At 34.7% G+C, this 26,261-nt stretch carries 39 protein-coding genes; 22 read left to right on the top strand and 17 right to left on the bottom strand.

Annotation, left to right across the window (positions count from 1 at the left end):
* Positions 1-55 precede the first annotated feature (55 nt).
* The 3 genes from ACQY2P_RS00400 to ACQY2P_RS00390 are packed head-to-tail and all read left to right on the top strand — an operon-like array spanning position 56 to position 1,177.
* On the top strand, positions 56-202 hold the full coding sequence (locus tag ACQY2P_RS00400) for a protein translocase SEC61 complex subunit gamma (RefSeq protein WP_428326463.1): 147 nt from the start codon (positions 56-58) through the stop codon (positions 200-202).
* 2 nt (positions 203-204) lie between these two features.
* Complete coding sequence (locus ACQY2P_RS00395) at positions 205-663, top strand: transcription elongation factor Spt5 (protein ID WP_428326462.1); 459 nt, start codon at positions 205-207, stop codon at positions 661-663.
* A gap of 34 nt (positions 664-697) precedes the next feature.
* Positions 698-1,177, top strand: coding sequence for a 50S ribosomal protein L11 (locus ACQY2P_RS00390; RefSeq protein ID WP_048069213.1), 480 nt, complete (start codon positions 698-700; stop codon positions 1,175-1,177).
* Here the strand turns inward: ACQY2P_RS00390 and ACQY2P_RS00385 are convergent, their stop codons facing one another.
* Together ACQY2P_RS00385 and ACQY2P_RS00380 are read right to left on the bottom strand one after the other, a co-directional pair.
* Positions 1,178-1,366, bottom strand: a complete 189-nt coding sequence (locus ACQY2P_RS00385) for a hypothetical protein (protein ID WP_428326461.1) — start codon at positions 1,364-1,366, stop codon at positions 1,178-1,180.
* Between the two features lie 29 nt (positions 1,367-1,395).
* Positions 1,396-1,536 carry a hypothetical protein gene (locus tag ACQY2P_RS00380; RefSeq protein ID WP_428326460.1) on the bottom strand — a complete coding sequence of 47 codons (141 nt, stop codon included), beginning with the start codon at positions 1,534-1,536 and terminating at the stop codon, positions 1,396-1,398.
* 79 nt (positions 1,537-1,615) lie between these two features.
* On the opposite strand from ACQY2P_RS00380, the gene ACQY2P_RS00375 reads away from it, so the two are divergent.
* On the top strand, positions 1,616-1,891 hold the full coding sequence (locus ACQY2P_RS00375; RefSeq protein ID WP_428326459.1) for a hypothetical protein: 276 nt from the start codon (positions 1,616-1,618) through the stop codon (positions 1,889-1,891).
* Positions 1,891-2,706, top strand: coding sequence for a hypothetical protein (locus ACQY2P_RS00370; RefSeq protein WP_428326458.1), 816 nt, complete (start codon positions 1,891-1,893; stop codon positions 2,704-2,706). Before ACQY2P_RS00375 ends, ACQY2P_RS00370 begins: the two co-directional genes overlap by 1 nt.
* 26 nt (positions 2,707-2,732) lie before the next feature.
* Here the strand turns inward: ACQY2P_RS00370 and ACQY2P_RS00365 are convergent, their stop codons facing one another.
* Positions 2,733-3,356 carry a class I SAM-dependent methyltransferase gene (locus ACQY2P_RS00365; RefSeq protein ID WP_428326457.1) on the bottom strand — a complete coding sequence of 208 codons (624 nt, stop codon included), beginning with the start codon at positions 3,354-3,356 and terminating at the stop codon, positions 2,733-2,735.
* Positions 3,357-3,449: 93 nt separating this feature from the next.
* On the opposite strand from ACQY2P_RS00365, the gene ACQY2P_RS00360 reads away from it, so the two are divergent.
* Positions 3,450-3,635 (top strand): hypothetical protein, encoded by a 186-nt coding sequence (locus ACQY2P_RS00360; RefSeq protein WP_428326456.1) that lies wholly within the window; start codon positions 3,450-3,452, stop codon positions 3,633-3,635.
* Positions 3,636-3,800 (top strand): hypothetical protein, encoded by a 165-nt coding sequence (locus ACQY2P_RS00355; RefSeq protein ID WP_428326455.1) that lies wholly within the window; start codon positions 3,636-3,638, stop codon positions 3,798-3,800.
* Here ACQY2P_RS00355 and ACQY2P_RS00350 read toward each other — a convergent pair.
* Together ACQY2P_RS00350 and ACQY2P_RS00345 are read right to left on the bottom strand one after the other, a co-directional pair.
* Complete coding sequence (locus ACQY2P_RS00350) at positions 3,797-4,129, bottom strand: hypothetical protein (protein ID WP_428326454.1); 333 nt, start codon at positions 4,127-4,129, stop codon at positions 3,797-3,799. The genes ACQY2P_RS00355 and ACQY2P_RS00350 overlap by 4 nt on opposite strands.
* 480 nt (positions 4,130-4,609) lie before the next feature.
* Positions 4,610-5,050, bottom strand: coding sequence for an Lrp/AsnC family transcriptional regulator (locus ACQY2P_RS00345; protein WP_428326453.1), 441 nt, complete (start codon positions 5,048-5,050; stop codon positions 4,610-4,612).
* 191 nt (positions 5,051-5,241) lie between these two features.
* On the opposite strand from ACQY2P_RS00345, the gene ACQY2P_RS00340 reads away from it, so the two are divergent.
* From ACQY2P_RS00340 to ACQY2P_RS00315, 6 genes are read left to right on the top strand one after another with little or no spacing between them, the layout of a single operon-like run.
* On the top strand, positions 5,242-5,904 hold the full coding sequence (locus ACQY2P_RS00340; RefSeq protein WP_428326452.1) for a 50S ribosomal protein L1: 663 nt from the start codon (positions 5,242-5,244) through the stop codon (positions 5,902-5,904).
* Positions 5,897-6,763: a 50S ribosomal protein L10 gene (locus ACQY2P_RS00335; RefSeq protein ID WP_428326451.1), complete on the top strand. Its 867-nt coding sequence runs from the start codon at positions 5,897-5,899 to the stop codon at positions 6,761-6,763. Before ACQY2P_RS00340 ends, ACQY2P_RS00335 begins: the two co-directional genes overlap by 8 nt.
* A gap of 38 nt (positions 6,764-6,801) precedes the next feature.
* Complete coding sequence (locus tag ACQY2P_RS00330; protein WP_428326450.1) at positions 6,802-7,173, top strand: hypothetical protein; 372 nt, start codon at positions 6,802-6,804, stop codon at positions 7,171-7,173.
* 52 nt (positions 7,174-7,225) lie between these two features.
* Positions 7,226-8,296 carry a hypothetical protein gene (locus ACQY2P_RS00325; protein ID WP_428326449.1) on the top strand — a complete coding sequence of 357 codons (1,071 nt, stop codon included), beginning with the start codon at positions 7,226-7,228 and terminating at the stop codon, positions 8,294-8,296.
* A gap of 1 nt (position 8,297) precedes the next feature.
* The gene (locus ACQY2P_RS00320; RefSeq protein ID WP_428326448.1) at positions 8,298-8,513 is read left to right on the top strand and encodes a hypothetical protein; all 216 of its coding nucleotides are present in this window, start codon (positions 8,298-8,300) and stop codon (positions 8,511-8,513) included.
* A 5-nt stretch (positions 8,514-8,518) separates the two neighbouring features.
* The gene (locus ACQY2P_RS00315) at positions 8,519-8,719 is read left to right on the top strand and encodes a hypothetical protein (RefSeq protein ID WP_428326447.1); all 201 of its coding nucleotides are present in this window, start codon (positions 8,519-8,521) and stop codon (positions 8,717-8,719) included.
* Positions 8,720-8,736: 17 nt separating this feature from the next.
* Here the strand turns inward: ACQY2P_RS00315 and ACQY2P_RS00310 are convergent, their stop codons facing one another.
* On the bottom strand, positions 8,737-9,048 hold the full coding sequence (locus ACQY2P_RS00310) for a hypothetical protein (protein ID WP_428326446.1): 312 nt from the start codon (positions 9,046-9,048) through the stop codon (positions 8,737-8,739).
* Between the two features lie 91 nt (positions 9,049-9,139).
* On the opposite strand from ACQY2P_RS00310, the gene ACQY2P_RS00305 reads away from it, so the two are divergent.
* Both ACQY2P_RS00305 and ACQY2P_RS00300 read left to right on the top strand, forming a co-directional pair.
* Positions 9,140-9,883: an ArsR family transcriptional regulator gene (locus ACQY2P_RS00305; protein ID WP_428326445.1), complete on the top strand. Its 744-nt coding sequence runs from the start codon at positions 9,140-9,142 to the stop codon at positions 9,881-9,883.
* Between the two features lie 113 nt (positions 9,884-9,996).
* Complete coding sequence (locus ACQY2P_RS00300; protein ID WP_428326444.1) at positions 9,997-10,974, top strand: hypothetical protein; 978 nt, start codon at positions 9,997-9,999, stop codon at positions 10,972-10,974.
* A 9-nt stretch (positions 10,975-10,983) separates the two neighbouring features.
* Here ACQY2P_RS00300 and ACQY2P_RS00295 read toward each other — a convergent pair whose 3' ends face one another.
* The 4 genes from ACQY2P_RS00295 to ACQY2P_RS00280 form a co-directional block, all read right to left on the bottom strand.
* Entirely contained in the window at positions 10,984-11,364 is a 381-nt protein-coding gene (locus ACQY2P_RS00295) for a response regulator transcription factor (protein ID WP_428326443.1), read from the bottom strand.
* Between the two features lie 153 nt (positions 11,365-11,517).
* Positions 11,518-12,150, bottom strand: a complete 633-nt coding sequence (locus ACQY2P_RS00290; protein WP_428326442.1) for a trimeric intracellular cation channel family protein — start codon at positions 12,148-12,150, stop codon at positions 11,518-11,520.
* 81 nt (positions 12,151-12,231) lie between these two features.
* Positions 12,232-12,549, bottom strand: coding sequence for a 50S ribosomal protein P1 (rpl12p, locus tag ACQY2P_RS00285; RefSeq protein WP_012214757.1), 318 nt, complete (start codon positions 12,547-12,549; stop codon positions 12,232-12,234).
* A gap of 50 nt (positions 12,550-12,599) precedes the next feature.
* Complete coding sequence (locus tag ACQY2P_RS00280; protein ID WP_428326441.1) at positions 12,600-13,109, bottom strand: hypothetical protein; 510 nt, start codon at positions 13,107-13,109, stop codon at positions 12,600-12,602.
* Between the two features lie 80 nt (positions 13,110-13,189).
* Here ACQY2P_RS00280 and ACQY2P_RS00275 point away from each other — a divergent pair, with 80 nt between their 5' ends.
* Together ACQY2P_RS00275 and ACQY2P_RS00270 are read left to right on the top strand one after the other, a co-directional pair.
* Complete coding sequence (locus tag ACQY2P_RS00275; RefSeq protein ID WP_428326440.1) at positions 13,190-14,710, top strand: sensor histidine kinase; 1,521 nt, start codon at positions 13,190-13,192, stop codon at positions 14,708-14,710.
* 56 nt (positions 14,711-14,766) lie between these two features.
* A complete protein-coding gene (locus ACQY2P_RS00270) occupies positions 14,767-15,999 on the top strand; it encodes a PQQ-dependent sugar dehydrogenase (protein WP_428326439.1) in 1,233 nt (410 codons plus the stop codon).
* Here ACQY2P_RS00270 and ACQY2P_RS00265 read toward each other — a convergent pair.
* Together ACQY2P_RS00265 and ACQY2P_RS00260 are read right to left on the bottom strand one after the other, a co-directional pair.
* On the bottom strand, positions 15,996-16,388 hold the full coding sequence (locus tag ACQY2P_RS00265; protein WP_428326438.1) for a DUF6659 family protein: 393 nt from the start codon (positions 16,386-16,388) through the stop codon (positions 15,996-15,998). The genes ACQY2P_RS00270 and ACQY2P_RS00265 overlap by 4 nt on opposite strands.
* 48 nt (positions 16,389-16,436) lie before the next feature.
* Positions 16,437-17,387, bottom strand: a complete 951-nt coding sequence (locus ACQY2P_RS00260) for an MDR/zinc-dependent alcohol dehydrogenase-like family protein (protein WP_428326437.1) — start codon at positions 17,385-17,387, stop codon at positions 16,437-16,439.
* Positions 17,388-17,476: 89 nt separating this feature from the next.
* Between ACQY2P_RS00260 and alaS the strand changes: the two genes are divergently transcribed.
* The 5 genes from alaS to ACQY2P_RS00235 all read left to right on the top strand — a co-directional run bounded on the left by alaS (position 17,477) and on the right by ACQY2P_RS00235 (position 24,741).
* Positions 17,477-20,146, top strand: coding sequence for an alanine--tRNA ligase (alaS, locus tag ACQY2P_RS00255; RefSeq protein WP_428326436.1), 2,670 nt, complete (start codon positions 17,477-17,479; stop codon positions 20,144-20,146).
* 4 nt (positions 20,147-20,150) lie between these two features.
* Positions 20,151-23,018, top strand: a complete 2,868-nt coding sequence (gene leuS, locus ACQY2P_RS00250; RefSeq protein ID WP_428326435.1) for a leucine--tRNA ligase — start codon at positions 20,151-20,153, stop codon at positions 23,016-23,018.
* A 2-nt stretch (positions 23,019-23,020) separates the two neighbouring features.
* Positions 23,021-23,674: a uracil-DNA glycosylase gene (locus tag ACQY2P_RS00245; RefSeq protein ID WP_428326434.1), complete on the top strand. Its 654-nt coding sequence runs from the start codon at positions 23,021-23,023 to the stop codon at positions 23,672-23,674.
* 74 nt (positions 23,675-23,748) lie between these two features.
* Complete coding sequence (locus ACQY2P_RS00240) at positions 23,749-24,321, top strand: hypothetical protein (protein ID WP_428326433.1); 573 nt, start codon at positions 23,749-23,751, stop codon at positions 24,319-24,321.
* A 114-nt stretch (positions 24,322-24,435) separates the two neighbouring features.
* Positions 24,436-24,741 carry a hypothetical protein gene (locus ACQY2P_RS00235; RefSeq protein WP_428326432.1) on the top strand — a complete coding sequence of 102 codons (306 nt, stop codon included), beginning with the start codon at positions 24,436-24,438 and terminating at the stop codon, positions 24,739-24,741.
* 10 nt (positions 24,742-24,751) lie between these two features.
* Here the strand turns inward: ACQY2P_RS00235 and ACQY2P_RS00230 are convergent, their stop codons facing one another.
* The 5 genes from ACQY2P_RS00230 to ACQY2P_RS00210 are packed head-to-tail and all read right to left on the bottom strand — an operon-like array spanning position 24,752 to position 26,234.
* Complete coding sequence (locus tag ACQY2P_RS00230; protein ID WP_428326431.1) at positions 24,752-24,985, bottom strand: hypothetical protein; 234 nt, start codon at positions 24,983-24,985, stop codon at positions 24,752-24,754.
* A 38-nt stretch (positions 24,986-25,023) separates the two neighbouring features.
* Entirely contained in the window at positions 25,024-25,542 is a 519-nt protein-coding gene (locus ACQY2P_RS00225; protein ID WP_428326430.1) for a hypothetical protein, read from the bottom strand.
* A gap of 32 nt (positions 25,543-25,574) precedes the next feature.
* Positions 25,575-25,919: a hypothetical protein gene (locus ACQY2P_RS00220; RefSeq protein ID WP_428326429.1), complete on the bottom strand. Its 345-nt coding sequence runs from the start codon at positions 25,917-25,919 to the stop codon at positions 25,575-25,577.
* Positions 25,879-26,070 (bottom strand): hypothetical protein, encoded by a 192-nt coding sequence (locus tag ACQY2P_RS00215; RefSeq protein WP_428326428.1) that lies wholly within the window; start codon positions 26,068-26,070, stop codon positions 25,879-25,881. Before ACQY2P_RS00215 ends, ACQY2P_RS00220 begins: the two co-directional genes overlap by 41 nt.
* A gap of 23 nt (positions 26,071-26,093) precedes the next feature.
* The gene (locus ACQY2P_RS00210; protein WP_428326427.1) at positions 26,094-26,234 is read right to left on the bottom strand and encodes a hypothetical protein; all 141 of its coding nucleotides are present in this window, start codon (positions 26,232-26,234) and stop codon (positions 26,094-26,096) included.
* Positions 26,235-26,261: the final 27 nt, after the last annotated feature.

Here is a 26,261-nt window from a genome sequence, read left to right as displayed (position 1 = left end):
TATAAAGAGACCCTATTAATTTCCACCAATGAACCCGAAGCAGAAATTGAAAGATATGGCAAATACTCTAAAAATGGCAAAAAAGCCAAACAAGGATGAGTATCAGCAACATCTCAGATTAGTGTTGTTAGGTATTGGAGGTATAGGCTCTATTGGATTTATCATTCAATTTGTCTTTTCGGTGATCACGTTTGGAAGGTAAAATTGTCAGAAGAAGTAAAGTCACATTTGTTTGCAATTAGAACCACTGGTGGACAAGAAAAAGTGGTAATGAGATTATTAGAAGCAAAAGCTAACGCTAATCAAATCAATATCCAATCAGTATTTTGGGTGAGTGATCTTAAAGGATATGTCGTCATTGAAGCAGTCAATCCAAGTGATGCATATATGGCAGTAGAAGGTGTAAGACACATCCGAGGTCAATTAAGAGGAGAATTAGAGTTCAAAGATATCGAAGGGTATTTGGTAAAGAAATCAACAGTTTCAACACTAGCAGTAGACAATGTTGTAGAAATCACTGGAGGTCCATTCAAGGGAATGAAGGCAACAATTACCAGAATTGACTCAGATAAAGAAGAAGCCACAGTTGTTTTGCTTGATGCATCATATCAATTACCAGTTACAGTCGACGCAAACTATCTAAAACTATCAACTGAGGGTTAGGAAGGATTAAATTTTCATTTAGAGGCGATAAAACATGGGAGAACAAAAAATATCATCACTTGTAACAGGAGCAGCAGCATCTGCAGGTCCACCATTGGGTCCAGCACTAGGTCCACTTGGTGTCAACATTATGGAAGTTATCAATGCAATTAACGATAAAACTAAAGACTTTGAAGGAATGAAAGTTCCAGTCACAGTAATTGTTGATAGCGACACAAAAAAGTATGAGATTGAAATTGGCATCCCATCAGCAGCTGCACTAATCATGAAAGAAGCAGGAATCCAAAAAGGTTCAGGGGCTTCTGGAACTGAATGGGCAGGAGATGTTACAATGGATTCAATTGTTAAAGTTGCAAACACTAAACTTGAGAAATCTTATGCATCATCACTAAAATCAGTTGCAAAAACCATCATTGGTACATGTGTTGCTCTAGGAGTCAAAGTAGAAGGAAAGACTCCAAAAGAGATTACTGCTGAAATCAATGAAGGTAAATGGGATGAGAAATTCCAATAACTAGACTCGAGTTTTATCCACATCATCTAAAATTTTCTGCATACAATCATGACAAATAACATCATGTTCAGATAGATTTCTAATCACATCATGATCTTGAACTTTAGAGTCATAAGTTGCAGAGACTACTATCTTGTTGCTCCAGACATCAAAGTCTTCTTTTTTCTTGGAGCATACAAAACAGTTCATGATACAATTACAGGTTTTGTGTATAAAACCTAAACATCATTACCTGTTACTACCCATTCAAGTGCTCTTAGAACACCCTGATAGTACTTCATTGCATCCATTGATTCTGCATTTACCAATCTTTGTTCAATCTCTTTTCGGTATTCTGCAACTTCGTTTTCTGTTTTCATAGATTTACTAGAAAAATCAAGGGTAAAAAAGATGGAGATTTACAATAAATTGTTATAGAAGATTGTAGGAATATAATCATTGGATGAACTTAATAAAAATTTGATATCTTTGGCAGTAGAGAGAGCTCTGCTGGAAATGGGGAATGTTGAATTAAAAATGGTAGAGTCAAAACTAAGAAATGATTATCAAATCAAAATGAGTGATTGTTTGGAAAATCCAACTTGTTTAAAACAAGTATTACAAGAATTGTTTGGAAATGCTTATGAAGATATTCTAAAATCAATAGAAAATAGTTTTGAGAACCTTACTCTTGATAGAGAAATGGCTGATTTTATTCTTGTTTTGAGAAAATAATGATAAAAACTCAAAGGCAATCACGCATCATAGATAATGTAATTTTTGCAATTTTTGGATTTGTAGGAATTTTATTTTTCTTTCTTATAGTTAATGCATTTGATCTAGAAGAATATCCAATAGTTGAAGACTGGTATGCAACAGATATTCTATTCACGATTTTACCAGTTATAGTGATTATCTTAGGGATGATTCTTTCTGTTGAATATAGATTCAAAGGTAATCATGGAAAGGCTTGGGTCTTTTTCACATTAGCTATAATGATTTGGTTTGTAGGAGAACTGACATACTCGTATGATACAGAAGTTGATCCTCAAGACACATCAACACTAACTAGTGATATTTTCTATATTTCTGGATATCCTTTATTTTTCATATTTACAATTTTTTATCTAAAATCAAGATCTAAAATAATTTCAAGAAAGATGATAGTTGGTGCTGTTATACTCAGTACTGCTTTTGCGATACCATCACTGTATTTGACAATAGGTATTGACGATGAGTTATCTGATTTTGAAGTACTACTGTATGGAACATACCCACTTTTAGCTACATTACTTTTAGGACCATCAATAATTGCAGTGTCTTTGTTTTTCAGAGGTCATGTAGGACTATTATGGTTATTAATGATGATGGGAACATTTACAGATATTATTGCAGATACATTATACCTAACACAGGAAATTGAAGGTAGTTATGGAGTAGGAAATATGATAGATGTATTATATTTGTGGTCATATGTTTTCTATGCATTAGGAGCTTGGAGTTTTATTAGAACATACAGGGATACAGTAAAACAAAACCAACAAGTTTGAATTTGAATGCGGAAGAGTTACAGGTTCTATTTTTTCTTTAACACTGTAAACAATGCTTTAGGTTCAAACTCAAGAGTTCCACGAAAAACACTATCTTCAAATTTTTCTATGTTAAAATTTTTTCTAAAGGAATCAACTATCTCTTGTTGAGATATTTTGTGAGGCATGTCGTTATCTGGAAGATTTTTTTCATTGATACTCATGCATTTTAGAAATAAAATGCCATTATCATTTAAAATCCGAATTATTTGCTTCACATATTGGGATCTTTGAGATACATCAAAAACATGAAACACCCCTCGGTCAAAAATAAAATCAAATTTACAGTCAGGCAGTTTAGAATTTAGAACGTCATCTACTAGAAAGTGTACTTTATCAGATAATTTCTGGGCTTTATCTATGGCGTGTTGAGAAATGTCAGTTCCAGTTACAATAAATCCATATTTTGATAATTCTATGGCTTGAGTTCCAGGTCCAGTGCCCAAATCTAAGAAGCTTCCAGAATTGTAATTTTTTGATTTAATTTCATTTTCAACATCATGATCTAAATTCTTTTCATACCATGGCATTGTCTGAACATCTGTCTCTTTATAGTAATCATCCCATCCAGGAAAAGATTCTTTAAAATTCTCTAATTCATCATTGTTCATACAGAAAGTTCAAAATTACTATTCATAAAGAATTCTAATGAATCAATTCAAAGTATACGTAAATGTTAAACAGTCTTGAAAAATTTGATTTACATGAATAAGAAAATTTTACTTATGTTAATTATTGCAGGTATAGGAATTATAACTCAGATGATTTTGACTTCGTTTTATCCTGCATCAGAATACAGTTTCACATTAGGAGTTGCTTTGGCAATATTTGGAATAATAATAGCAATTCAGACAACACTGTATAACAAGGCAAAAAAGAGGATCTCATAAATGGATATTTGGAAAAAATTACAAAATTACAGTTTCAAAAAAATGTCAGTAATTTTTCTCATAGCAATAGCAATTGTATTTCTTGGAATCTATGCTACATGTGGAACCCTTTACAAGGTTGATTGCCATGAAGTATTATTGCGTAAAGTTCCAAGAGGATTCTAGTTAGAGTTTACCAGCTTTTTTAGAACATTAAATGCAGTACTATGTTTTTCAGGAGTTATCCAAAGTCTTTTGTATACAGAATAATCAGTTTCAAGTACAATTGCCTTAGATTTTGTTGGTCTGGAGGCATCAAAGTGAAACCAATCTCTAAAATTATTGGAACCAGAGATTCTCAACCTTCCAGATAGCAACCCCATCTTTTTTTCAGATACTTTTCTTACATGAGATAGCATCACATCTTTTTTGCCCCAAGGAAGACACCAAGACTTGAATCGTATCTTGTCAGGGAAAATTTGTATGTGTTTATCATTGTATAGAGTATTTGCCATGATTGTTTTCATTCCATATTAGATAAATGGATTTTTGATAAAACCGTTTGCCAAAAGAATTACAATTCCTACTGCAGTTCCAGTTCCACCAATAATTCCTACTAAAAATGCAGCATCTCGTTTATCCATAAAATGATTCAAGAATTTGCAACTTATGAATTTAGAGTTTAGGAAGCTGGCCTGTTTTATCTAGATTTGATTTACATACCTTGCAATATAATCTGACTTCGCTTGAGGGGAATTCAGCGCCACAGTTTTTACATATGTAAAGTTTAGTTTCCCCCATGAATCCATAACACATGTTATAGACTTAAGCATTGATAATTTCGTATTTAATGTGGTTTTTCAGATTTTTCTTGTGCAGTATCAATACCGTACTGTTCTTTTCTCTTCTTGTTTGATAATTCACAATAGAAAATTTGTTTTTCTTCAGACATGTTAGTTTCTAGTTTGTTTGATTATTAATAGATGATGTATGAATTATGATGTCAATTCATTAAGATATACTGGATCTTTGTCTGTTTTTTGTAGTTCAACAAATGTCTCTGTATTTTGAATTCCTTCAATTTTTCCAATCTTTTCAATTACTATGGAGTGAAGGGATTCAAGATTCTTTGAATATACTTGGATCATAATATCAAATCTGCCAGTAACTTCAGAGATTGAAACTACTTCAGGAGTTTCCATGAATTTTTTGTGAATTGCGTCCTTGAATTTTGGATCCCTATTGATTCCAACATTTGCCTTGACACCAATTCCTAGCAAGGAATCATCAATTTCAACTGTGAATTTCTTTATCAGTTTCTTTTTGACTAGCCTCTTGATTCGGCTATAAAGTACAGATGCGTTGATTCCAAGTTTCTTTGAGAGCACTGGAACTGAGATCGAACCATCTTTAGTCAATTCAAATAGCAATTTCATATCAAGTTCATCAAATCTGTGCAAGGTATTCGAAAACCCTCGTTGTGATTTAATATATGTAGGTTTTGAGACAAATTTGTTGTGGATTTTCAATTATTTTGGGCAAAAAATGAAATTTTTTAAAATAAACTGTACCAACTGAATTCCTGCCTCTAAACGATTTTAAGTAGGCTTTCTCGAAATTGTTCGTAATGATTACAGAGTCCCAGTTAGTGGATATGATAAAAGAGGCAAAGGCTGCAACTAAAGCAAAGAAGTTCAAGCAGTCAATAGAGTTAATTGTCAATTTCAAAGATATTGATGTCAAGAAAGGATTTGCACTCAACGAAGTAGTTCAGCTCCCAAAGACTAGTTCTCCCGCAACAGTATGTGTTATTGCAACAGGAGACATGGGAACAAAAGCCAAAGCAGCAAAAGCAGACTCTGTTATCGGGAATGAAGAATTAGACAAATTTGGAGCAAACAAAAGAGAGTCTAGAAAGTTCATCAACAAATATGACTTCTTTTTGGCAGACACACAAATCATGCCAACAGTCGGTAAAACTTTGGGTCAACTATTAGGTCCTAGAGGAAAAATGCCAACACCAGTTCCATTTAATGCACCTATTGAATCATTTTTAGCAAGATTTAGATCATCAATTAAAGTTAGAACAAGAGCATCACTTTCTGTCTCATGCAAGATTGGAGATGAGTCAATGGAAGATGCAGACTTGGCAATTAATGCACATGCAGTGCTAAGTGCAATTGAAAAGAAATTGCCAAATGGTGAGAAGAACATGAAAAGAGTCATGATAAAAACCACAATGGGAAAACCAATCAAACAGATACAAGAGGTTAAGAAGAAATTTGCATGAAAATAGAACCACTTATCCTAAAAGAAAAGCTCAGATGTATCAGCAATTACAAGAGCTTCCAAAAAAATACAAAGTAATGGCAGTTATCAAAATGAACAAGGTACGTTCTACTCAGATACTACCTTTAAGAAAAACTCTCAAAGAAGATGTAGAGTTTTTTAGTATAAAAGACAAAGTTGCACAAAAAGCATTAGAGAATTCAGACATTCCTGGAATGAAAGACATGGTTGGAGAATTCAAAGGACAAATAATGCTCATGTTTACAAACATGTCACCATTCAAGCTTAACGTACTCTTGGCAAAGAACAAAATCATGATGATGGCAAGGGGCGGAGATATTGCAAGTATTGATGTTGTAGTTCCAGCAAAGAACACAGGAATTGCTCCAGGACCAATGCTTACAGAGTTCAAAGAAGCAGGAATCCCAACCAAGATAGACCAAGGTACAATTTGGATTGCAAAAGATTCCACACCAGTAGCCAAAGGTGAGGCAATCAATGAGAAACTTGCAGCAATTTTAGGTAAATTAGATATCAAGCCAGTAGAAGCTGGAATTACATTATTCACAGCACTTGAGGATGGACTCAAGTACGCTGAAGAAGAGATGGTTATCGATGTTGAGAAGATAAGAGACCAATTTGCACAAGCACACCAAGAAGCAATTTCATTGTCTATCGAGGCAGCATATGTCACACCAGATAACATCGAACAGATCTTGGCAAAAGCAGCACAATCAGCACGTTCTGTATCGATTGAATCAGGTTACATGACTGACGAGACAAAAGAGCAAATCTTGCAAAAGGCAGATGCTCAAGCAAGAGCAGTTGCAGGTCAAGCAAAAGATTACACTCCAGCATAGACCAAAAACAATTTCTCACAGAATTATTGTAAACAATCATGAGACAATCATTTCAGTTTTTGATTAGCATCATTGTAATTCTTGGAGGAGTACTATTTCTGGTAATTATAGAGTATAATGAATTGCGTTCATCATATGACTTATTGGAAGATGAGAAAGTCCAAGTTGATGAGATCATCAATGCATTCCAAGAAAGATATTCCAATGAAGGGGTAAAAGAAGATCTTGATTCAAATGGTATTCCTTACAGGTACATTGCAATTACCAACTATAACAGTCAGGTGGAATTACTTTTGGGAGAAGACAGAGTCATTCTAAGACAGATTGGAACATCTGACAGTGATACAATATGTGTAGTAATAGATCCACATCCCAAAGATGTTTGGGATACATGTCCTTCCAAATGGTAACTCTCAAAAAAAGCCGAATCACTTATGAAGATCATAATATTTTTTGAGGTTATTGACTAGCGAGGTTTTACAAAGATCACAGGTAAAACATTCTGCAATTGTGTTTTTTACAGCACTAGTTGGAACTACCCTTGCAATGTGGGGAGCAAGTTGGGACATTACATCTCACTTACTAAGAACACCTGAAACATTTTTTACACCATCACATGGAATACTGTATCTCGGTGTTGGAATTAGTGTAATTAGCGCAATAATGAGTTCTACAATATACCTTAGACGAAAGGAACTCAGAGTAGAATCGTTTTCAACTGGACTCAAGTTGATAATAATTGGTGCCATAATTCAAATTATTGCAGGTCCTGGTGACTTTTACTGGCATGAATTATTTGGAATAGATGGACTACTTAGTCCAACTCACATCACACTTGCATTAGGAATTCTCACAACATTAGTAGGAGCGGTAATTGGTTTTTCAAGAATCAATTTCCATTTACAAGGAAATAATTTCATCAAAATTATCTTGCCAATAACTTATGGAATATTTTGGTTTAGCACAATGTGGTTAATCTTTTTCTTTGTTTTGCCAATTTCTGAAGGAGATACTCATGACTTTAATCCAGATCCTATTGTGGCAGTGGTTCTGAGTTTTATTTTAATTCCATTTGCGTATTCTCTAGTATTTTGGACATCATCAAAGGCTCAAAAGAGATTTGGTGCAACCAGTGCTGCAACATTAACATTCATTGTAATGAATATAACATCAAATATACTGACATCTGAAACTATCATGTTCTATCTTCCATTGTTTGCAGCACCAATGATTAGTGCAATAGCAGCAGATTTTGTGTTTAACAAAAGATGGGAATCAAAAATTATGCAAAAGCATTCAGGAAAAATTGCAGGAGCAATAATAGGCTCGATGTTTTTTACATTTAGTTTTCCAATGTTATCAATGACATTTTTAGAAATTTACCTTCATAATGATATATTTCCATACGATGTGTTACCAACGTCATCAGATGTGGTATTCAAACACTGGATGATGAGCATTCCAGGAGGAATTATTTCAGGAATAGTAGGAATGATTCTTGCACCTAAAATACTAAAATTTTCTTCAGATTAATATGAAGAAAAAAGAGATGGATGAAATTCTAGAGCATATTAGCCAAAAGTTTGAAGATGATGTTCCAAGAATTATCAAGATGTTGATACGAAAAAAGATTGGCAAATTTCAATCATTTGATGTAGAATCTCTGCCAGAATCATTGCGAACTTGTACTGTTGAAGAATTAATTGACATTGCAAAAAAAGGATTAGAGTCAGGTAAACTCAAGATATAACGCTAATGAAAATTGAGATTGAAGTTGCAATAATTACAGTAATTGTTCTTTTAGGGATAGTTGGAGTATTTTATTTGATCATGTATATTCCATGGAATTTTTACTTTGAATGCATTCAACATGGATGGATTCCTTCAGGAACTCGTGAGCAACATTCATGTCACCAAATTCAAGATTACATAAATTTCCTGTTTCGTGAAAACTAAAAAAATAAGAGAAGAGATTATCCCCTTCCCATGGCAGCATATTTTCCCTTGCGACCTCTTACAAAAAATGCAGTCGCAATTCCACCAAACACACCTGTAGATAGTATCAATGCACCAAGCACTCCGTCAGCTGCAAACATTGGAGTTCCTGAGCCTGTACTAGGATTCTCACTTGCAATTTTGACTCTGTCTTCTGAAAGTTTGAGATAATCCTCAAGACCAGTATTGCCAGAAGATGGCAGATATTGTGCAAAAGCAAGGCTACTAACAGAAGGCAATATCAAAACGCTTAACATCACTCCTGTTATGATTGTCTTTTTTCTACTCATTGAATTAATTACGTAAATTTTGCATAAAGGGTTTGATGAAATTTTTGTTTTACTAATCCTTACATACTATGTTGTCCTATATTATGCACCTATGAGTAATGAAATTTCAAAGACGGCAGATGCTGTAAACATTTTTTCTTTAGACGATGAAAAAATGAAAATTCTAGCTAAAGTCATTTCAAACAAATCAAGTATTTCCATTTTGAATTTATTATTTGATAGTGAAATGACTGCAAATGAAATTGCTCAAAATACAAACATGTCATTGCAACTAGTAAAACACTACTTAGAAAAAATGCAACAGATTGAACTTGTATGTGTTTCAAAAATTGAAAAAAATTCGAAGGCACGTGATATGAATTACTACAAAGCATCAAAACTTGCAATTGTAATTACACCCTCAAAAATTACAGAAAAGACAAAGAAAAGTAAATTGTTGTTACGTTCTTTTCATTCAATATCCAAAGTATTTGGTATGGGAATTGTATCTGCAATAACTGCAGTGTCACTAGTGGTAGTGTCAGCTGAAAGTAGATTGTTAGAACCAATACAAAGTTGGTACTCTCAGTTTAACTTGCCTATCAAAATCCCAGGTACTGGCCTTGCAAACTCTATGGATGAATCTCTCTATTTGGCAAAGACTAAGGTTGATTCAGTGATATCCAATCCTGGAGCAGGTTCTGGAACCCCATATTTGGATCCATATACTGGGGTATCAGGATTGGCAGGCACCGATTTTATCATTATGTTATCCATACTGGCAGGTGTTGGGGCAGTGCTATCGTTTGTATTTTTCAATAATGTGATTCAATCATTTCAGAAAATAGAAAAATAATTTGAGATAATGTTTCATTTATAGAATTCAGGCAAAAACTTGGTTTTTAATTGATAACTGTTACTATACATAACATGTTTTCCTTTAAATGCAAAAATTCACGTATCAAACTAATGCAAAAAACACTTCCAATACTTGGACTGTTTGCCATTTTGATTGTAGGATTAACTACACCAGCAATGGCAGAATATGATGAGTGGGATAACAAATACAATCAACTAGAAGATGAATTTGAAGAAAAAAGACATCAAATCGAAATGCAATTTCAAGAAGAGTTTGAAGAGTTAGACAAACAATACGAATCACTAAAGAAGGAAATTTATGAAAAAATAGACAACAATCCAGATCTTAGTTATTCAGAAATTGATGCAATGTTTTATGAATTGTTTTTAGAATTTGAAGAAAAAGAACAATCTTTGGAATCAGAGATGATGAAACAATTAGAAGAAATTGATGAAGTATTCGAAAATGAATTACGTCATCTTGACGAACAAACAATGCAAGATTATGAGGAACATGAAAGAGATGATGAGTTTTATGAAGAGGATCCTGAATGGAAAACAATTGAACCACTAACAGAGAGAATCATGGAGAGTATTCCTATGGAAAAAATCCAAGGACTCTGGGAAGTTGGAGAAATTGATCAACTAATAGAACTAATTGTTTCTGAAACTGATTTGAGTCATGATGAAGCAAAACGGGTTGTAACATTCTTTGAGAAATATGAGGATATGGGACATGATGAGGAGTACTATTATGAAGACGATTATCCAGAATATGACTATAGAGAATATGATGCAGCAGGTAATCCAAAATATGACTATAGAGAATATGATGAGGAGTACTATTATGAAGACGATTATCCAGAATATGACTATAGAGAATATGATTTTGAAGAATATGATTATCCAGAATCACAACCTACAGATGACGAACAAGTTCTCAGATTAGAACAAAGAATCACAGAACTTGAAGAAGAAAATCAAATGCTTCGAGAGACAATTGAAGAACTAGAAGAAAAAATTATTCAAGTCAATGCAGTTCTAACAGAACAAGTAAAGTTCATCTACGAATGGGTACAATCCCAATAATTTCTTTTTTTAGTCAGAATTTAGGTCTAGTTTTAATTCGTTTTTCAGGACATTCATCAATGTAGGTACATTATACGGTTTGTTAATTACAGCAGATGGTTTTGGCCCAGGTATTTTCTTAACATCTTCAATTACATCACCAGTAATCAAAACTATAAGTGCAGACTCGTCAATCTGTCTAATTTCTTTTAGTGCATAGTATCCATCAAATTCTGGCATCTTAACATCCAAAAATGTAATATCAGGTCGTAATTTTTTAAATTGTTCTACGGCATCCTTACCATTTTTTGCAACACCTACCACATTAATTTTGTAAACATCTTTCAATAATTCTGAAAACATTCTCACAATATTTTCTTCATCGTCTACAACAAGGGCACTTATGGTCATATTTTTTTTGGGAAGATCTCCTTTTAAAAACATTCACAGCATTCCATAAATTAGAATAAAATCAATTAAAACAATTATCAAAATCACAAAGAAAAGGAGTATTCCTGATTAGACAATAATTCTCATAAAATTTGAGCCTAATTTAGGCCGTGTTCAAGATTCTTTGACTTTGGGAAGATTCCAATTATACTTCATTGCCAAGAGTCGTATTCCAGTTGTGATAGCAATGCCAACAACGGATGCAGATTGAATATCTACACCAGATGAAAGTATTGCATAAAACACTACAATACCAATTACGCTTGCTACTGCATAAACTTCTTTTACAAAGACAATAGGAATCTCTCTAACAAACACATCTCGCAATATTCCCCCACCAATAGCAGTTATTACTCCAGCTAGTAACATTGGAAGAAATTCCAAACCAAGTACTTGATATGCAACAGATGCTCCAAAAATTGAGAAAACACCCAATCCAACTGCATCAAAGACTAACCAAGTACCCATTCGTTTTTGGAATTTTCTATACAAGAAGAACATTGCAATCCCAACTGCCACAGTCAATCCAATGTATATTGGATCAGAAAATGCATTAGGAAATCTTCCAAATATAACATCACGAGTTATTCCACCTGCAACTCCAACTACTGTTGCTAAAACAATAATTCCAAAAATATCAGCTCTGTGTGCAATTGCTTTTGAAGCTCCAGTTACTGCAAATGCAATTGTTCCCAAGTAATCTAAAATGGTGATAAACGATCCAAGTTCAAAAGAAAAATCTACCATTCAATGCAGACATCGAGATATTGGTAATTAAGAATTGATAAAAATGGAGATCAAAAATAGATTTGAGAAAAGTAAACTCGTTTAGCCAAATAATGAAGATAATCCTTCCATGGCTGCTTCTTCGGTTTTACCTTCTTCTTTAGGTTTTTCCTCTTTCTTTGCTTCACCACCGGCTGCTGCATCTCCGCCATCTGCTGCTGGTGCGGCTGCTGCGGCAACTGCGACAGGTGCGGCTTTAACTGCCTCATCGATGTTAACATCGGCTAAGGCTGCAACTAGTGCTTTAACTTGGGCTTCATTAACTTCAGCACCAGATGCTTTAACAACTGAGCTGACGTTTGCCTCGTTAACTTCTTTTTCTAGCTTGTGAAGAAGTAAAGCAGCGTAAACATATTCCATTGTATCGGGATTTTCATGCTCGATAATATAAAACTACTGTGAACTTGTGCCTAGTTTAGGATTTTGAGACTTCGACATACAGAGTAAAGTGTTCGTTTGAGATTCTTGTCAATCAGAGTATCCATTCTGTTTTTGAGCACACGTTTTGCCTCATCACGTTCAGCACCTGGCGGTAAAGATAACACTGTATTGATAAATTCTGGTAGTGATTCGCGAATCCATCCATCTAACATGGTATAGACCTTAGGTGGAATGAGATCACATTTGTCTTTATCAAGATCTAAGACAGTTGCAAAGTTTTCATGTTCAATTCTATACACTAGAGCCAAAACTACATTATCTGGAGTAGGATTCTTTAGAATTTCCATTGAACGTTCTCCAGTCTTTCCTTGTTCTACTTTGTTTTTTAGACCAACGGGATTTACGATAACACCGCTGACCCCTACCTTCCTGCCCTCAACGCCAGTAACGGTTGCAAAGATAAAGTCCTTAAAATCACCATTCTCTTTTACAGAAAATACATGGACACCTTCTTTGAGTTGAGGTTTTTTTCCAAACATGAATACACTGAAGGATGTTCTGTATTTATGGGTATCAAAAAGGATTCAATTTATACGGTTTAGAAAAAAAGAGAGTTTAGATGAAAAAGGCCAAAAACCCATGGAGTTTAATTTTATTTTCCGCAATAGCAGTCATAGTTATTGCTAGTTGGGTACTAGTTGCAACACCCATAATGAAAAATGGTCCTACAACATTTGATAACGTTCAACAATATATTGGAGAAGTCAGATATGCAGGAACCATAGGGGGTGGACTATCAGATCCGGTTATCTCAAACGATTTTGCAAAATATGAAATTGTAAACCAAAACGGAAACATTCTTGAGATAGAAACATCTTATGTTGTTACAAACGTCATTACCAGTGAAACAATCGGTGAAAGTGAGAACACATACTTTGTTGATGCTAACACAAGAAAACATATTGATAGTAATGAATGGTATTTCATATTCCCACCAAACGTTCAAAAACAAAACTATGTTTTGTTTCATCCAAACATGGGAGTCCCAGATATGTTTGTCTTTGAAGGAACAAAGGAGATAAACGGTGTTGAGCTTTACGAGTTTTCATGTGAAAGTACAGGAGATGATTTTTCTCATGTATACGAGAGATTTTTGCAAGGAGAGATTGCATATGCTGATCAAACATGCATAACTAGCATAGAGCCAATAACAGGTAAAACTGTAGAATTTACAATTGCATGGGACATATATGTAATTAGAAATGGTGAACACATTTCAATTGAAGTAGGAGAAGCAGAGACCACAGAGTTCTCAAAAAATAGATTACTTCAATCGGCATTAGAAACAAAGCAGTTATTCTTCATCTATGACTTTGTTGTTCCAGTATTTTTGATTCTAGTTTTTGTATCAGTATTTTTTACGATAATGTACATTAACAAATCCAGGGAAAGAGGACAGATCATCATAGAGCAGTTAGAAGAGATGCAAAAAACTGAAAAGATTACCACAATAGGACACCTTGCATCACGTCTTGCACATGATATACGAAACCCACTAACAGTTATCCAAATGACTACAGATATTCTGAATAATAATCCGGACATTTCGGAGAAATTCAAAAAGTATTCTGATTCAATTACAGAGTCAATACAGAGAATAAGCCATCAAGTGAATAACGTGCTTGATTATGTACAACAAAAGCCTCTAAAACCAACAAAGATAGCAATATCTACAATAGTTGATTCTACATTAAGTAGCATAAAGAGTCCAGAAAACATAACAATAGAAAAAATCACAACAGATGACGAGATAGTATGTGATTACCACATGATTGAGATTGTATTTATCAACATCATAATAAATGCAATTCATGCAATAGGTCCAGATTCTGGAAAAATAAAAATTGAGACAAAACCTGTACAGGATTCAATCAAAATAGAGATTAGTAATACAGGGGAACCCATACCAAAAGAAGCATTAGAAAAAATCTTTGAGCCATTATTTACTACAAAACAAGAGGGAACAGGTCTTGGACTTGCAAGCTGTAAGAGCATCATAGATCAACACCACGGAACCATTTCAGTTAAGAATCATCCAACCACATTCATAATAACACTGCCAAAAAAGCATGAAAAATAGCAAACATGATGAGGTTATTTTTTATTACTTGTTTGAATAACTGACAAGAATTCTTAATGTACAGCAAGACATACAGACACATGATGAGAAACATCATCTTTGTTGTATCTGTAATAGTTTTTCTTGGCGGAACAAGTGCATATGCAGAATCTTATCCAGAGCTTGGTGTAAAAGTTGATGTGATTGCAGACAATCTCAAAGTTCCATGGGGAATCGATTTTGCTCATGATGGAAGAATTTTCTTTACTGAAAGAGTTGGTACTGTAAATGTAATTGAGAATGGGGAGGTAAATCAAATCATGTCACTTGGGGTTGGCGGAGGAGAAGGCGGAATGTTGGGAATTACACTTGATCCTAACTTTGATGAGAATAATTACATCTACATTTACTATACTTACAATGAATTACTTGGAATCAAGAACAGACTGGTGCAATATGTTGAATCTGAGAATACATTAACTGAAGAGAGAGTTTTGATTGAAGGAATTCCTGGTGCACCATATCATGATGGAGGCAGAATAAAGTTTGGACCAGACGGAATGTTATATGTTACAACAGGTGATGCAGTAGAACCAAATCTCTCACAAAACTTGGAGTCAGTTGCAGGAAAAATCTTGAGAATCAATCCAGATGGAACAATTCCAGATGACAACCCATTTGGTTCAGTAGTATATTCAATTGGACATCGTAATCCACAAGGAATTGCATGGGATGAATTAGGCAATTTGGTTGCAACAGAACATGGGCCATCAGGATGGCGTGGAGTTGCACATGATGAAATCAATTTGATATTACAAGGTGCAAATTATGGATGGCCTGATGTAATTGGAGATGAAACGCTAGAAGATGCAATAAATCCAATTTTGCATTCAGGGGATAATACTTGGGCTCCATCAGGTTCTACATTTTACTATGGGGAAGACATGCCAATGTTTGATGGAAAGTATTTTGTTGCAGCACTTAGAGGGCAGCACATACACATCATAGAGTTTGATGAGAATTTTGATGTGCCATTTCACGGAGAATTGTTTTCTGGGGAGTTTGGAAGGATTAGAAATGTTGTAAATGGTCCTGACGGATTGTACTTTATGACAAGTAATCAGGATGGAAGGGGCAACCCCAATCTTTATGATGATAAAATTTTGAGAATTTCACCATTGTACAACTATGAGAATAATTCATGGATTCAAAACATCTCTGAATGGTATATGGAAGGTTTGATTTCAAAAGAAGAATCAATCAATGCACATTCCTATCTAGTTGAGAGAGGAACAGTTTCTCAAAACTAGAGGCTGTCAAAATCAGACCAGCTTCTGCCCAATTTATTTAGAACATCCCAGGCGAATCGGTCTATGTTGATTCCAGGGTTTGCCATTACCAAGACAATATGTTTTCCAAATGGAAAACTCAACATAACTGCATTTTCTCTTCTAGATGCAGAGTATTTCACCCGGCCAAGATCTGCATCAAATCCTTGTCTGTTTGCAACTCTGTGTGCTAGTTCTTGATACAGTTGTCTTCTTTGTTTATCATTTAGCATAGGAACAATACTACTATCAAATCCACCTGCAACCAACTCTCCTTTAGGATCAATCAATCCACAAAATCGAATCTCAGGCTCCAACAAAATGTCACCTATTCTCTTTTTGATATCATCTAGGGAAAACTCTCCGGCCATAAAGAATAATCATATTTTTCTATATTTAATGAATAGCAAAATTCCAGTTTATGGTTTTAGGAATACTTTGAGAGTGTTAGGTTTTTTTGCATGCTGTATGGCATCAGAAAACTTCTCTAAAGGAAAAGTAGAATCAATCATAGAGTCAACTGAAATAATTCCAGTTGCAAGTGCATCAATTGCAGGTTTGAATAACCCACAACGAGAACCAATCAAAGTAATCTCATTTACTACAGTTGGAGTCAAGTCAAGATTTTCTCGTGATGCAATTGTTGATTTTAGTATTACAGTTCCACGTGGTTTGACTAGTTTCATAGTGTCAGCAAATCCAGAATTGCTCCCAGTAGCTTCTACTACCAAGTCATATGATTGTAAATCAGAATTAACTATTCCGATTTTAGTTGGAATCGCAAATTTTTCTAAATGTGAAAGTTTTGTTTCATGTCTTCCAAAGCATGTTACATCAGGACAAGATAATTTCAAAACTTGGCATATCATCTGTGCCAGTCGTCCATCACCTACAACTGCCACTTTCCAATCAGTGTTTAGTGATACTTGTTCTTTGATTTCAAATGCTGCAGCTAACGGTTCGACAAATACTGCTTGTTCATCTGCAATACTGTCAGGAATTATGTGTAGGTTTTCCTCAGGCAGAGACAAAAATTCAGCAAAAGCCCCATTTCTTTTCAGAATTCCCAGAACAGTTCTATTTGGGCAGTGTCTTTGCATTCCTTTTTTGCAAGAATTGCACTTGTTACATCCAGCATTAATCTCACCTACGACTCTTTTTCCAATCAAATCAGAATTCGCTGATTTTTCCACTACACCAACAAACTCATGACCTAAAACTCCATTGTATGCCATGTATCCATCTAGAATCTCTAAGTCAGTTCCACAGATTCCAGCAAGACTAACTCGCACTAGAGACTCACTAGATTTTGGGTCTGGATAATTTTCATCATATTCCATTTGCTTTCCATCAAAGGATGTGGCTTTCATGGAATTGATTATCATTCATTCCATTTTAAAATATAGAGACAAATCATTAATCGACAGTTCTTAATATTGGAATATGGCAGGCATCAACGTTGGACAAAAAAGAGATTCTAAAAGAATTTTCAGCAGATCCTGAAAAATACTATAACGTCAAGTTATTCTCTGAACAAGGATTTGTCAGAAAATCATGCGCAAAATGTGGCAGATTCTTTTGGACTCTAAATGCAGATAGAGATTTATGTCCTGATGATGGATTAGATACCTATTCTTTCATAGGAGAACCACCAACATCAAAACGATTTGATTACACCCAATCATGGAAACAAGTAGAAGAATTTTTTGTAAAAAACAATCATACTTCTGTTAGCCGTTATCCTGTTGTTTGCCGTTGGCGTGATGACTTGTACTTTACAATAGCATCTGTTGTTGACTTTCAAAGAGTAATGGGCAGTAAGGTAGTATTTGAATTTCCTGCAAATCCTCTTGTAGTTCCACAGACATGTTTGCGATTCAAGGATTTAGAGAATGTTGGTGTAACTGGTAGACACTTTTCATCATTTTGTATGATAGGACAGCACAGTGTTCCTGATTTGGGAGGATACTGGAAAGATGAATGTGTTGATTTGGATTATAGATTACTAACTGAACAGTTTGGAATAAACAAAGATGAAGTAGTTTTTGTGGAAGACGTATGGGCAGGTGGTGGTTCATTTGGTCCATCATTAGAATATTTTGTGCGAGGATTGGAGCTTGGAAACGCAGTCTTTACTGAATTCCAAGGAGAATTAGGACAGCATACAACACTTGACCAAAGAGTAATTGACATGGGAGCAGGATTAGAGAGATTTGCATGGATTACTATGGGAACACCAACTGCGTATGACTGTTGTTTTGGTCCAATTAATGAGAGATTATTTGATACTATTGGAATTGATTCAGATTCAGAAATATTGCGCAAATACTTTACTGAAATTGCAAAAGAGATTGATCATTACGATGATCTTAACCAAGTAAGACGTCTTGCAGTAAAGAATGCAGGAATTACAGATGAGCAGATGCAAAAAATGATCACACCGATAGAAGGAATGTATCTAATTGCAGATCATCTTAGAACACTAATCTTTGCAATTACTGATGGGGCATTACCATCAAACGTTGGTGGAGGATATAACTTGAGAATGATGTTGCGTCGTATCAATGCAACCATATCTAAATTGAATTTGAAACTCAACATTGATGACTTGATTGATTTGCATGTTAACTATCTCAAGGATACTTACCCGGAACTTGATGAAAAGAGAGATGATGTAAAATCAATTTTGAAATTAGAATCAGCAAGATACGAAGAATCCAAAGGTCATATGAAGAAAAAGGCAGACAAGATCAAAGAAAAGGGAACGCCATCAGTTGATGAACTAATCACATACTACGAATCAGACGGCATTACACCTGAATATCTCAAAGAAGTTGATGCAATTTCTGAAATTCCATCATCATTTTACTCCAAACTATCTGATTTGCACCAGTCAGACAAGAAAAAAGCAATAGCAGAACTTCCACTAGAAGGATTACCTGAAACTGAAACTTTGTTCTACCAAGATGATCCGATGTCCTTTGATGCCAAGGTTCTCAAGGTAATCAATGACATGGTTGTGCTTGATAAAACCTCATTTTACGCACGAGGTGGAGGGCAAGAGCCAGATCACGGAAGTATCGCAGGATTTAATGTAGTAGATGTCGACAAACATGCAAACATTATCGTTCACAAATTAGAAGATGGTACTCCAAAAGAAGGAGAAACCGTTTCATGTAAAGTTGATGAGACAAGACGCTCTAACATTACAAAGAATCACACAAGTACTCATATCCTAAATGCATCATCACGTAAAGTTTTAGGTTCTTGGATTTGGCAGCACTCTGCTTTCAAAGAAGATGATCATGCTAGACTAGACATTACACATCATTCATCATTATCTAATGAGGAAGTCAAAGAAATTGAAAATGCAGCTAATGACATGGTAAAGAAAAATCTTAATATCAATATTGATTATTATGATAGAGGAACAGCGGAACAAACATACGGATTTAGAATTTATCAGGGCGGTGTTGTTCCAGTAAAAGCAGTTAGAATTGTATCAATTGCAGATCAAGATGTTGAAGCTTGTGGCGGAACACATGTAAAGAAAACAGGAGACATAGAACTAATTAAAATTACAAAGACTAAACGTATTCAAGATGGTGTGGTTCGTCTAGAGTTTGTTTCAGGACCCAATGCATTTGAATATGAAAAACAACAAGAAGAGGAATCAAAACGCAAAGATGAAGAAGCAAAACAAAAAGAACAACTAGAAAAACAAAGAGAAGAAAATAAAGCAAAAGCTAGAGAAAAGATTCCAGTTCTACTAGAAAAGATTATAGCTGGAGAAGATGTAGAATCAGAAGGGATTAGTATCAAGGATAAATTGTGTTTTACTTCAAATCCTGATTATGATGATTATTTCCATCAAAACTTTGGCAAGAAACTAGTTGGTAAGGACTCAACTGCTGCTTTTTGTGGTATTTTTGAAGCAGGACCTACAATTCGGGTAATGGTGTTTTCAGGTGAGCAATCAGGCGTAAATGCAGGTGAGATTGCCAAAGAAATAGCCTCAATTTTGGGTGGCTCTGGTGGAGGAGATGCTAAATTTGCTCAAGGCGGTGGAAAAGACACATCTAAAAAAGACGAGGCAATAGCCAAAGCAAAATCTATGATTTTAGGATGATACAATGACGATAAACTGGACTGAAATTGAAAATAAATGGAGAACCAAGTGGCAAGATAACAAAGATTTTGAAACAAACCCAAATGACAAACCAAAAAAATTCATTACAGTTGCATATCCATATCCAAACTCACCACAACACATTGGACATGGAAGAACATACACATTGGCTGATGTTCATGCAAGGTTCTATAGAATGAAAGGATACAACGTATTATTCCCAATGGGATTCCATTATACTGGAACACCAGTTCTTGGCATGGCAAGAAGAATTAAAGCTGGAGAAAAAGAAATCCTAGATGGATTGAGAAATATCTACCATGTTCCTGAAGATGCAATCAAGACATTTGTTGAACCAATTAAAATTGCAGACTATTTCCATGAAGAGATAAAATCTGGAATGATTGAAATGGGTTACTCCATTGATTGGAGACGAGAATTTACAACTATAGTTCCAGGTTATCAGAAATTTATTGAATGGCAGATTACTACACTAAAAGAAAAGAATCGAATCATTCAAGGTAGTCATCCAGTTGGGTGGTGTCCTGTTGATCAAAACCCAGTATCACAACATGATACAATGGGCGATGTTGAACCAAAGATTGATGACAAGAACTTCTTGATTAAATTCAAGTTAGGTGATTCTATATTTCCAATTACTACACTAAGACCTGAAACTATCTTTGGTATAACGAATCTTTGGGTCAATCCAAATACTGTTTACAAAAAAGTATCAGTTGATGGAGAAGAATGGATTGTGTCTGAAGAATGTGCAAAAAAGATTTCATTCTTTGAGAAAAAAGTAGAGATAACAGGTGAGATTCCAGGATCTGAAATCATTGGCAAGACTGCCACAAATCATGATGGACGAGAGATTCCAGTATTGTCTGCTGAATTTGTAGAGCCTAATATGGGCACAGGATTGGTAATGTCCGTTCCTGCACATGCACCAAAAGACTATCAGGCATTGATGGATTTGAAGGCTGAAAACCATGAATTAGCCTCAAAATTAGAGCCTATTCCAATTATTGTAACTGAAGGATATGGAGAATTTCCAGCCAAAGAGATTTGTGAAAAGATGGGAGTTTCTGATCAATCGGATAACAAGTTAGATGAAGCAACCAAGGAACTATACCTCAAAGAATTTACAGATGGAAAATTAAATGACAAGTGTTTACAGTTTGATGGAGAAAAAGTACAATTTGGAAGAGATAAGATTCGAGTTTGGTTACAAGAAAATAATCATCTAGAAAAATTCCCAGTTTTAGAGAATGCACCAGTTAGATGTCGTTGTGGAGCTGAATGTGTTGTTAAAGTATTGAACAATCAATGGTTCTTGAATTATGGCGATGAAGAATGGAAAGAATTAGCTCGCAATTGTTTAGATGAGATGAATATCTTGCCAAATAACATTAAGACAGAGTTTGTTGAAGTAATTGATTGGTTGCATGAGCGAGCTTGTGCAAGACAACAAGGATTAGGAACTAAACTTCCATGGGATAATGACTGGATTGTAGAATCGCTTTCTGATAGTGTAATTTACATGGCATACTATACATTGTCACGATTTGTAAATGATGGAACCGTACAACCAGAGAATCTTACAAAAGAATTCTTTGACTATGTATTACTTGATAAGGGAGATGTGTCATTAGCTGCATCTACATCAAAACTTTCTGAAGATGTAATCAACACAATGAAAAAAGAGTTTACATACTTTTATCCAGTTGATTCACGTCACTCAGGTCGGGATTTAGTACAGAATCACTTGTCATTTTTTGTTTTGAATCATGTTGCAATCTTTGAGAAGAATTTATGGCCACAAGAAATTGTTGTTAATGGTAGTGTAATGATGGATGGAGCTAAAATGTCAAAGAGTATGGGAAACATCATTCCATTGCGAGCTGCAATCAAAGATCATGGTGCAGATCCAATTAGGTTGGCCATAATTTCATCAGCTGAATTACTCCAAGATGCTGATTTTAACATGGAATCAGTCTCAGGCATTCAGAGCAAGCTTGAATCGCTTTTAGAGGAGTGTTCTAGGCTCAAAAAAGGCGAAATTGGAGAATTACAGGCGGAAGACAGATGGATTCTATCTAAAACTCAAAGTAAGATTGCTGAAATTACAGAAGCTGTTGAAAAAATGAGATTGCGTGAAGCACTACACGATATTTTGTTTACATTTGAGACAGATTTGAGTTGGTACCAAAAGAGGATGCAATCTAAAGGACGTGAGGATGTATCAGGAATTTTACACCAAATCAATTCAGTTCGAGTTACAATGTTGTCTCCATTTGCACCACATGTTGCTGAAGAGATGTGGCAAAATCTTGGAAACTCTGAACTAGTTTCAAAATCACGGTGGCCTGAATATTCAGCAGACAAAGTAGATGCAGCATCAATCCAAGCTGAAGAGTTGCTCAAAAGTACCATGGACGATATTGCAAATATTCTCAAAGTTACAAAGATTACTCCAAAAAAGATTGTAATCTATGTAAATTCAGATGAAGTAAAATCCAAAATCTATCGCAAGATGCTCAGTATCATGGTAGGTGGTCAAAACAACATGGGAGTTGTAATGAAGGAACTCATTGCAGATCCAAATACTACTGATGCCAAAAAAATGCCAGACTTTGTTCAGAAAACAATCAAGGATTTGCATTCAGAGTCAGAGGATATCAAGAAGATGAAGCTTGAAGCTGAATCGTTCAATGAAAAAGAATTTTTGAAATCTGAGTTGAGTAGTATGGGGCAAAAAGAGTTTGGTGTAAATATTGAAGTTTATTCAGAATCAGATGAGGATATCTATGATCCTAAGGGCAAAGCTAGACATGCAAGACCATTCAAACCAGCAATACTGATTGAATAAAAATGAAAATAGAAAGTCTCAATAAAAAAATAAAATTATGTCAAAAATGTCCAAGATTATCGACATACATCAGAGATGTTGCCAAAAACAAGGTTAAACGATTCAAAGATGAACCATACTATGGTAAGCCACTATCAGGATTTGGAGACATCAAAGCCAAATTACTCATTGTGGGTCTAGCTCCAGCTGCTCATGGCGGAAATAGAACAGGCCGGATGTTTACAGGAGATTCCTCAGGGGATTGGTTAGTTAAAGTAATGCACAAGACAGGATTTGCCTCAATTCCAACTTCTCAAACCAGTGATGACGGATTAACTCTGAATAATGCATACATTACAGCTGCAGTCAGATGTGCACCACCTCAAAACAAGCCAACAAAAGAAGAGATGCAAAACTGCTTTTCATTCTTAGAGATAGAACTCCATATTCTAAGTAACGTTACAACAATACTATGTCTTGGAAAAATCGCATATGATGCTACCTGTAAGCTTTTAGATGCAAAACCAGGAAAATTTGGACACAATCAACTATTCCAATACAATTCCATCAAAGTAATTACATCATATCACCCATCAAAACAAAATACCCAGACAGGAAGGTTACTTTGGAAGGATTGGCATGCAGTATTCAAACGTGCAAAAAAACTTGCATCATAAAAATAAAATCAAGAATTTATGGATAAATTATCAGTGCCCCTTATGTACTAAAATTCAATCTCAAACCATTAGACATGGTCAGGATGCAAAATGTCAGTATTGTAGTAATAGTCCTAATATTCATCTCCATAACTCCAATGGCTTTTGCAGAAAGAATAGTTGACTTTGCCAAAGTAATTGATGTAGACAAGAGTTCAGTTGAAAAATATTTCAAAGATTTTGAGAGCTTAAAACAGATCTTTCCAAAAAGTATCAAAAGTATAGATCCAATAAAACAAACAGAAAATGAGAATATCTTCAAGCTGAATCTAAAGATGAATGGAGTTTCATTAAACCCACAAGTATTATACAAAAATTCTGACGACAAACATCTACTAAAGGTTCTAGATGGAGAATTAAAGGGAACTGTCATTTCAACAAAATTACATGAGACGTGGGGATTTGATGGTACTCCAAATCAAGGAACCATAGTTAATGTCAAGACCAAGCTAAACACATCAGGATTCTTTTCTCTAATTAATCTCATTCCAGAATCTGCAATTATTTACACGTTAGATTATGGCTTTTCAAGTATTGTCTCAGATACAAACAATGACAGTTCCAATAGTTCCAACGAAAAGCCATCAAAAAAAGCAAGATCAAGATAGGCAAAAAAATTGTGTACATAATTACGTGAATCAGAAATTTAAATTAATAACACAATTCCTAAATTCCAAGAAACTGCAAAACCAATCAAATTAGAAAAACGTGTAATATTATACATGTCAGCAATACCAAATAAACAAACAAAAAAATCAAAGGATTACAAATCATATTTTATTGTAGGTGGAATCCTTGCAGGGATTGGACTTGCACTACTAGCATATCTAATGTTCTATGTTGCACCTGCTGAAACTCTAGAAACTGTCAAGATAGTTGCAATTACTAGTGATGGTTGTATAGGACAAACCCTAGATGGTTATGCAGTAAACATTGGCACATGCCAAGGTGAACCAGGAGATTATGTCAGTGCGTTAGTTGATCAAAAGGTCAAAGAAAGAGCAGCATTGATGAACCCAACAAACTAAATTTTTCTTTTTAATTTTCTTTTATTCTTATTTCATCCATACATACAGGACAAATCTTTTCATTCTCATATTCAATTAAATTTCCTCTCAGATGAGCAGGTTTACCACATTTAGCACAAGTTATAGAATAATACGCATCAATCTCTGAAACGCATGCAAAGCAAAGTAGCTTGTCTACCTCATGTTTGTTATATCTAGCAGTTTCATCTACGGATTTATTGCATCTCTCACAGATTTCAGCCATAAACCAAATATCAAAAATTTACAAGATAAAGACTAGAGCTAATTCTCATCAGTGGTATCTTCTTCATCATATCCACCAAGTGTAGTGTGTGCATCTTTCTCTATTGCAAATTTTTTAGATTTTAGAGCAGCTTCTGAAATAATCTCCAACCTACCAATTATGATATAGTCAGTCATGTTTTGATAAGTTTTAGAATCTACAGGATCAGCAGCATATACAATCTGAATATATGCACGTAAAGGATTCCACATTGAAGATTTTTTTTCAATCATCTGTTTTATTTTGCCATAGGTTCCTGTCTGACTCATACCAGAACGATAAAGTCCAATATTTTCACCTGAATCAGCCTCTTGGTAAATACAGATGGCATAATTACCATCATCTTTTTCAATGAATGTAAGATGGATGTCTTTTGGCTTCCATGTTTTGACAATATCTGCGATTTTTTGAGATTCATCTTGTTTTACAAATAATGGAACTGCAATTGGATTTCCTGTATGGGTTCTCCAAGCGATTCCATAAAAATTCCCATACCATGAAAATTTGGCATCAATCATTATTCATACTAGGGAAAATTGTCAACTTAAGATTATTGATCATCTAGTGCATCTTGAATAGAATCAACCCAACCACCTACATTAAACACTCCAAACTTGTAGGTCTGCTCACCATCACTAGTTTTAGCAGAGATACACGCTTTTTTCATCAATAATCCTTCACGCCAAGTATGAGTAATATCAGATAATGGGATGTCCAATATTGTCTCTCCCATATGTTTTGAAAAATCCATTATTCCAGACCTTGTCTTATCAAATGCAATTCTTTTGCTAGTTAATGTAAGAACACCTTGTCCTAGAGTATCTTCATGACAGTCTTCTTGTTTTATTTTTTTCTCATCCATGTCTTTCTTTAATAATTCTAGTAACTTCAGCAACTAACTCCTCATCTTTTTTTACTAATTCTTGCAAAGCTGCACGATACTCTTCATCACCCCATTTGTTTTGAGCAAACATCTGCTTTACCAAGTTTACAATATCAGATTTGTTTTTTTGATGATCATGTTTTGCGTTATCTAGATTATCCATGATTTTCACACAAAATCATCAAATTAAATTCCTTCTTCATTAACATCAGGTTCAGGAGTTACACTCTCAAATGTCATCTCTTTTTTCTGACAAGATTCACATTTTTCCCACATGCCAAATTCATTACGAATTTTACCTTTCCCATCACATCTAAGACAGGTCATGATTAATCTACAACAATTTCAAACTTA

Origin of the sequence: Candidatus Nitrosopumilus sp., assembly GCF_965262695.1 — an archaeon.
Classification (GTDB): Archaea; Thermoproteota; Nitrososphaeria; order Nitrososphaerales; family Nitrosopumilaceae; genus Nitrosopumilus.
Note: the sequence above shows the minus strand (reverse complement) of the source record. Positions and strands in the feature narration are given on the sequence as shown.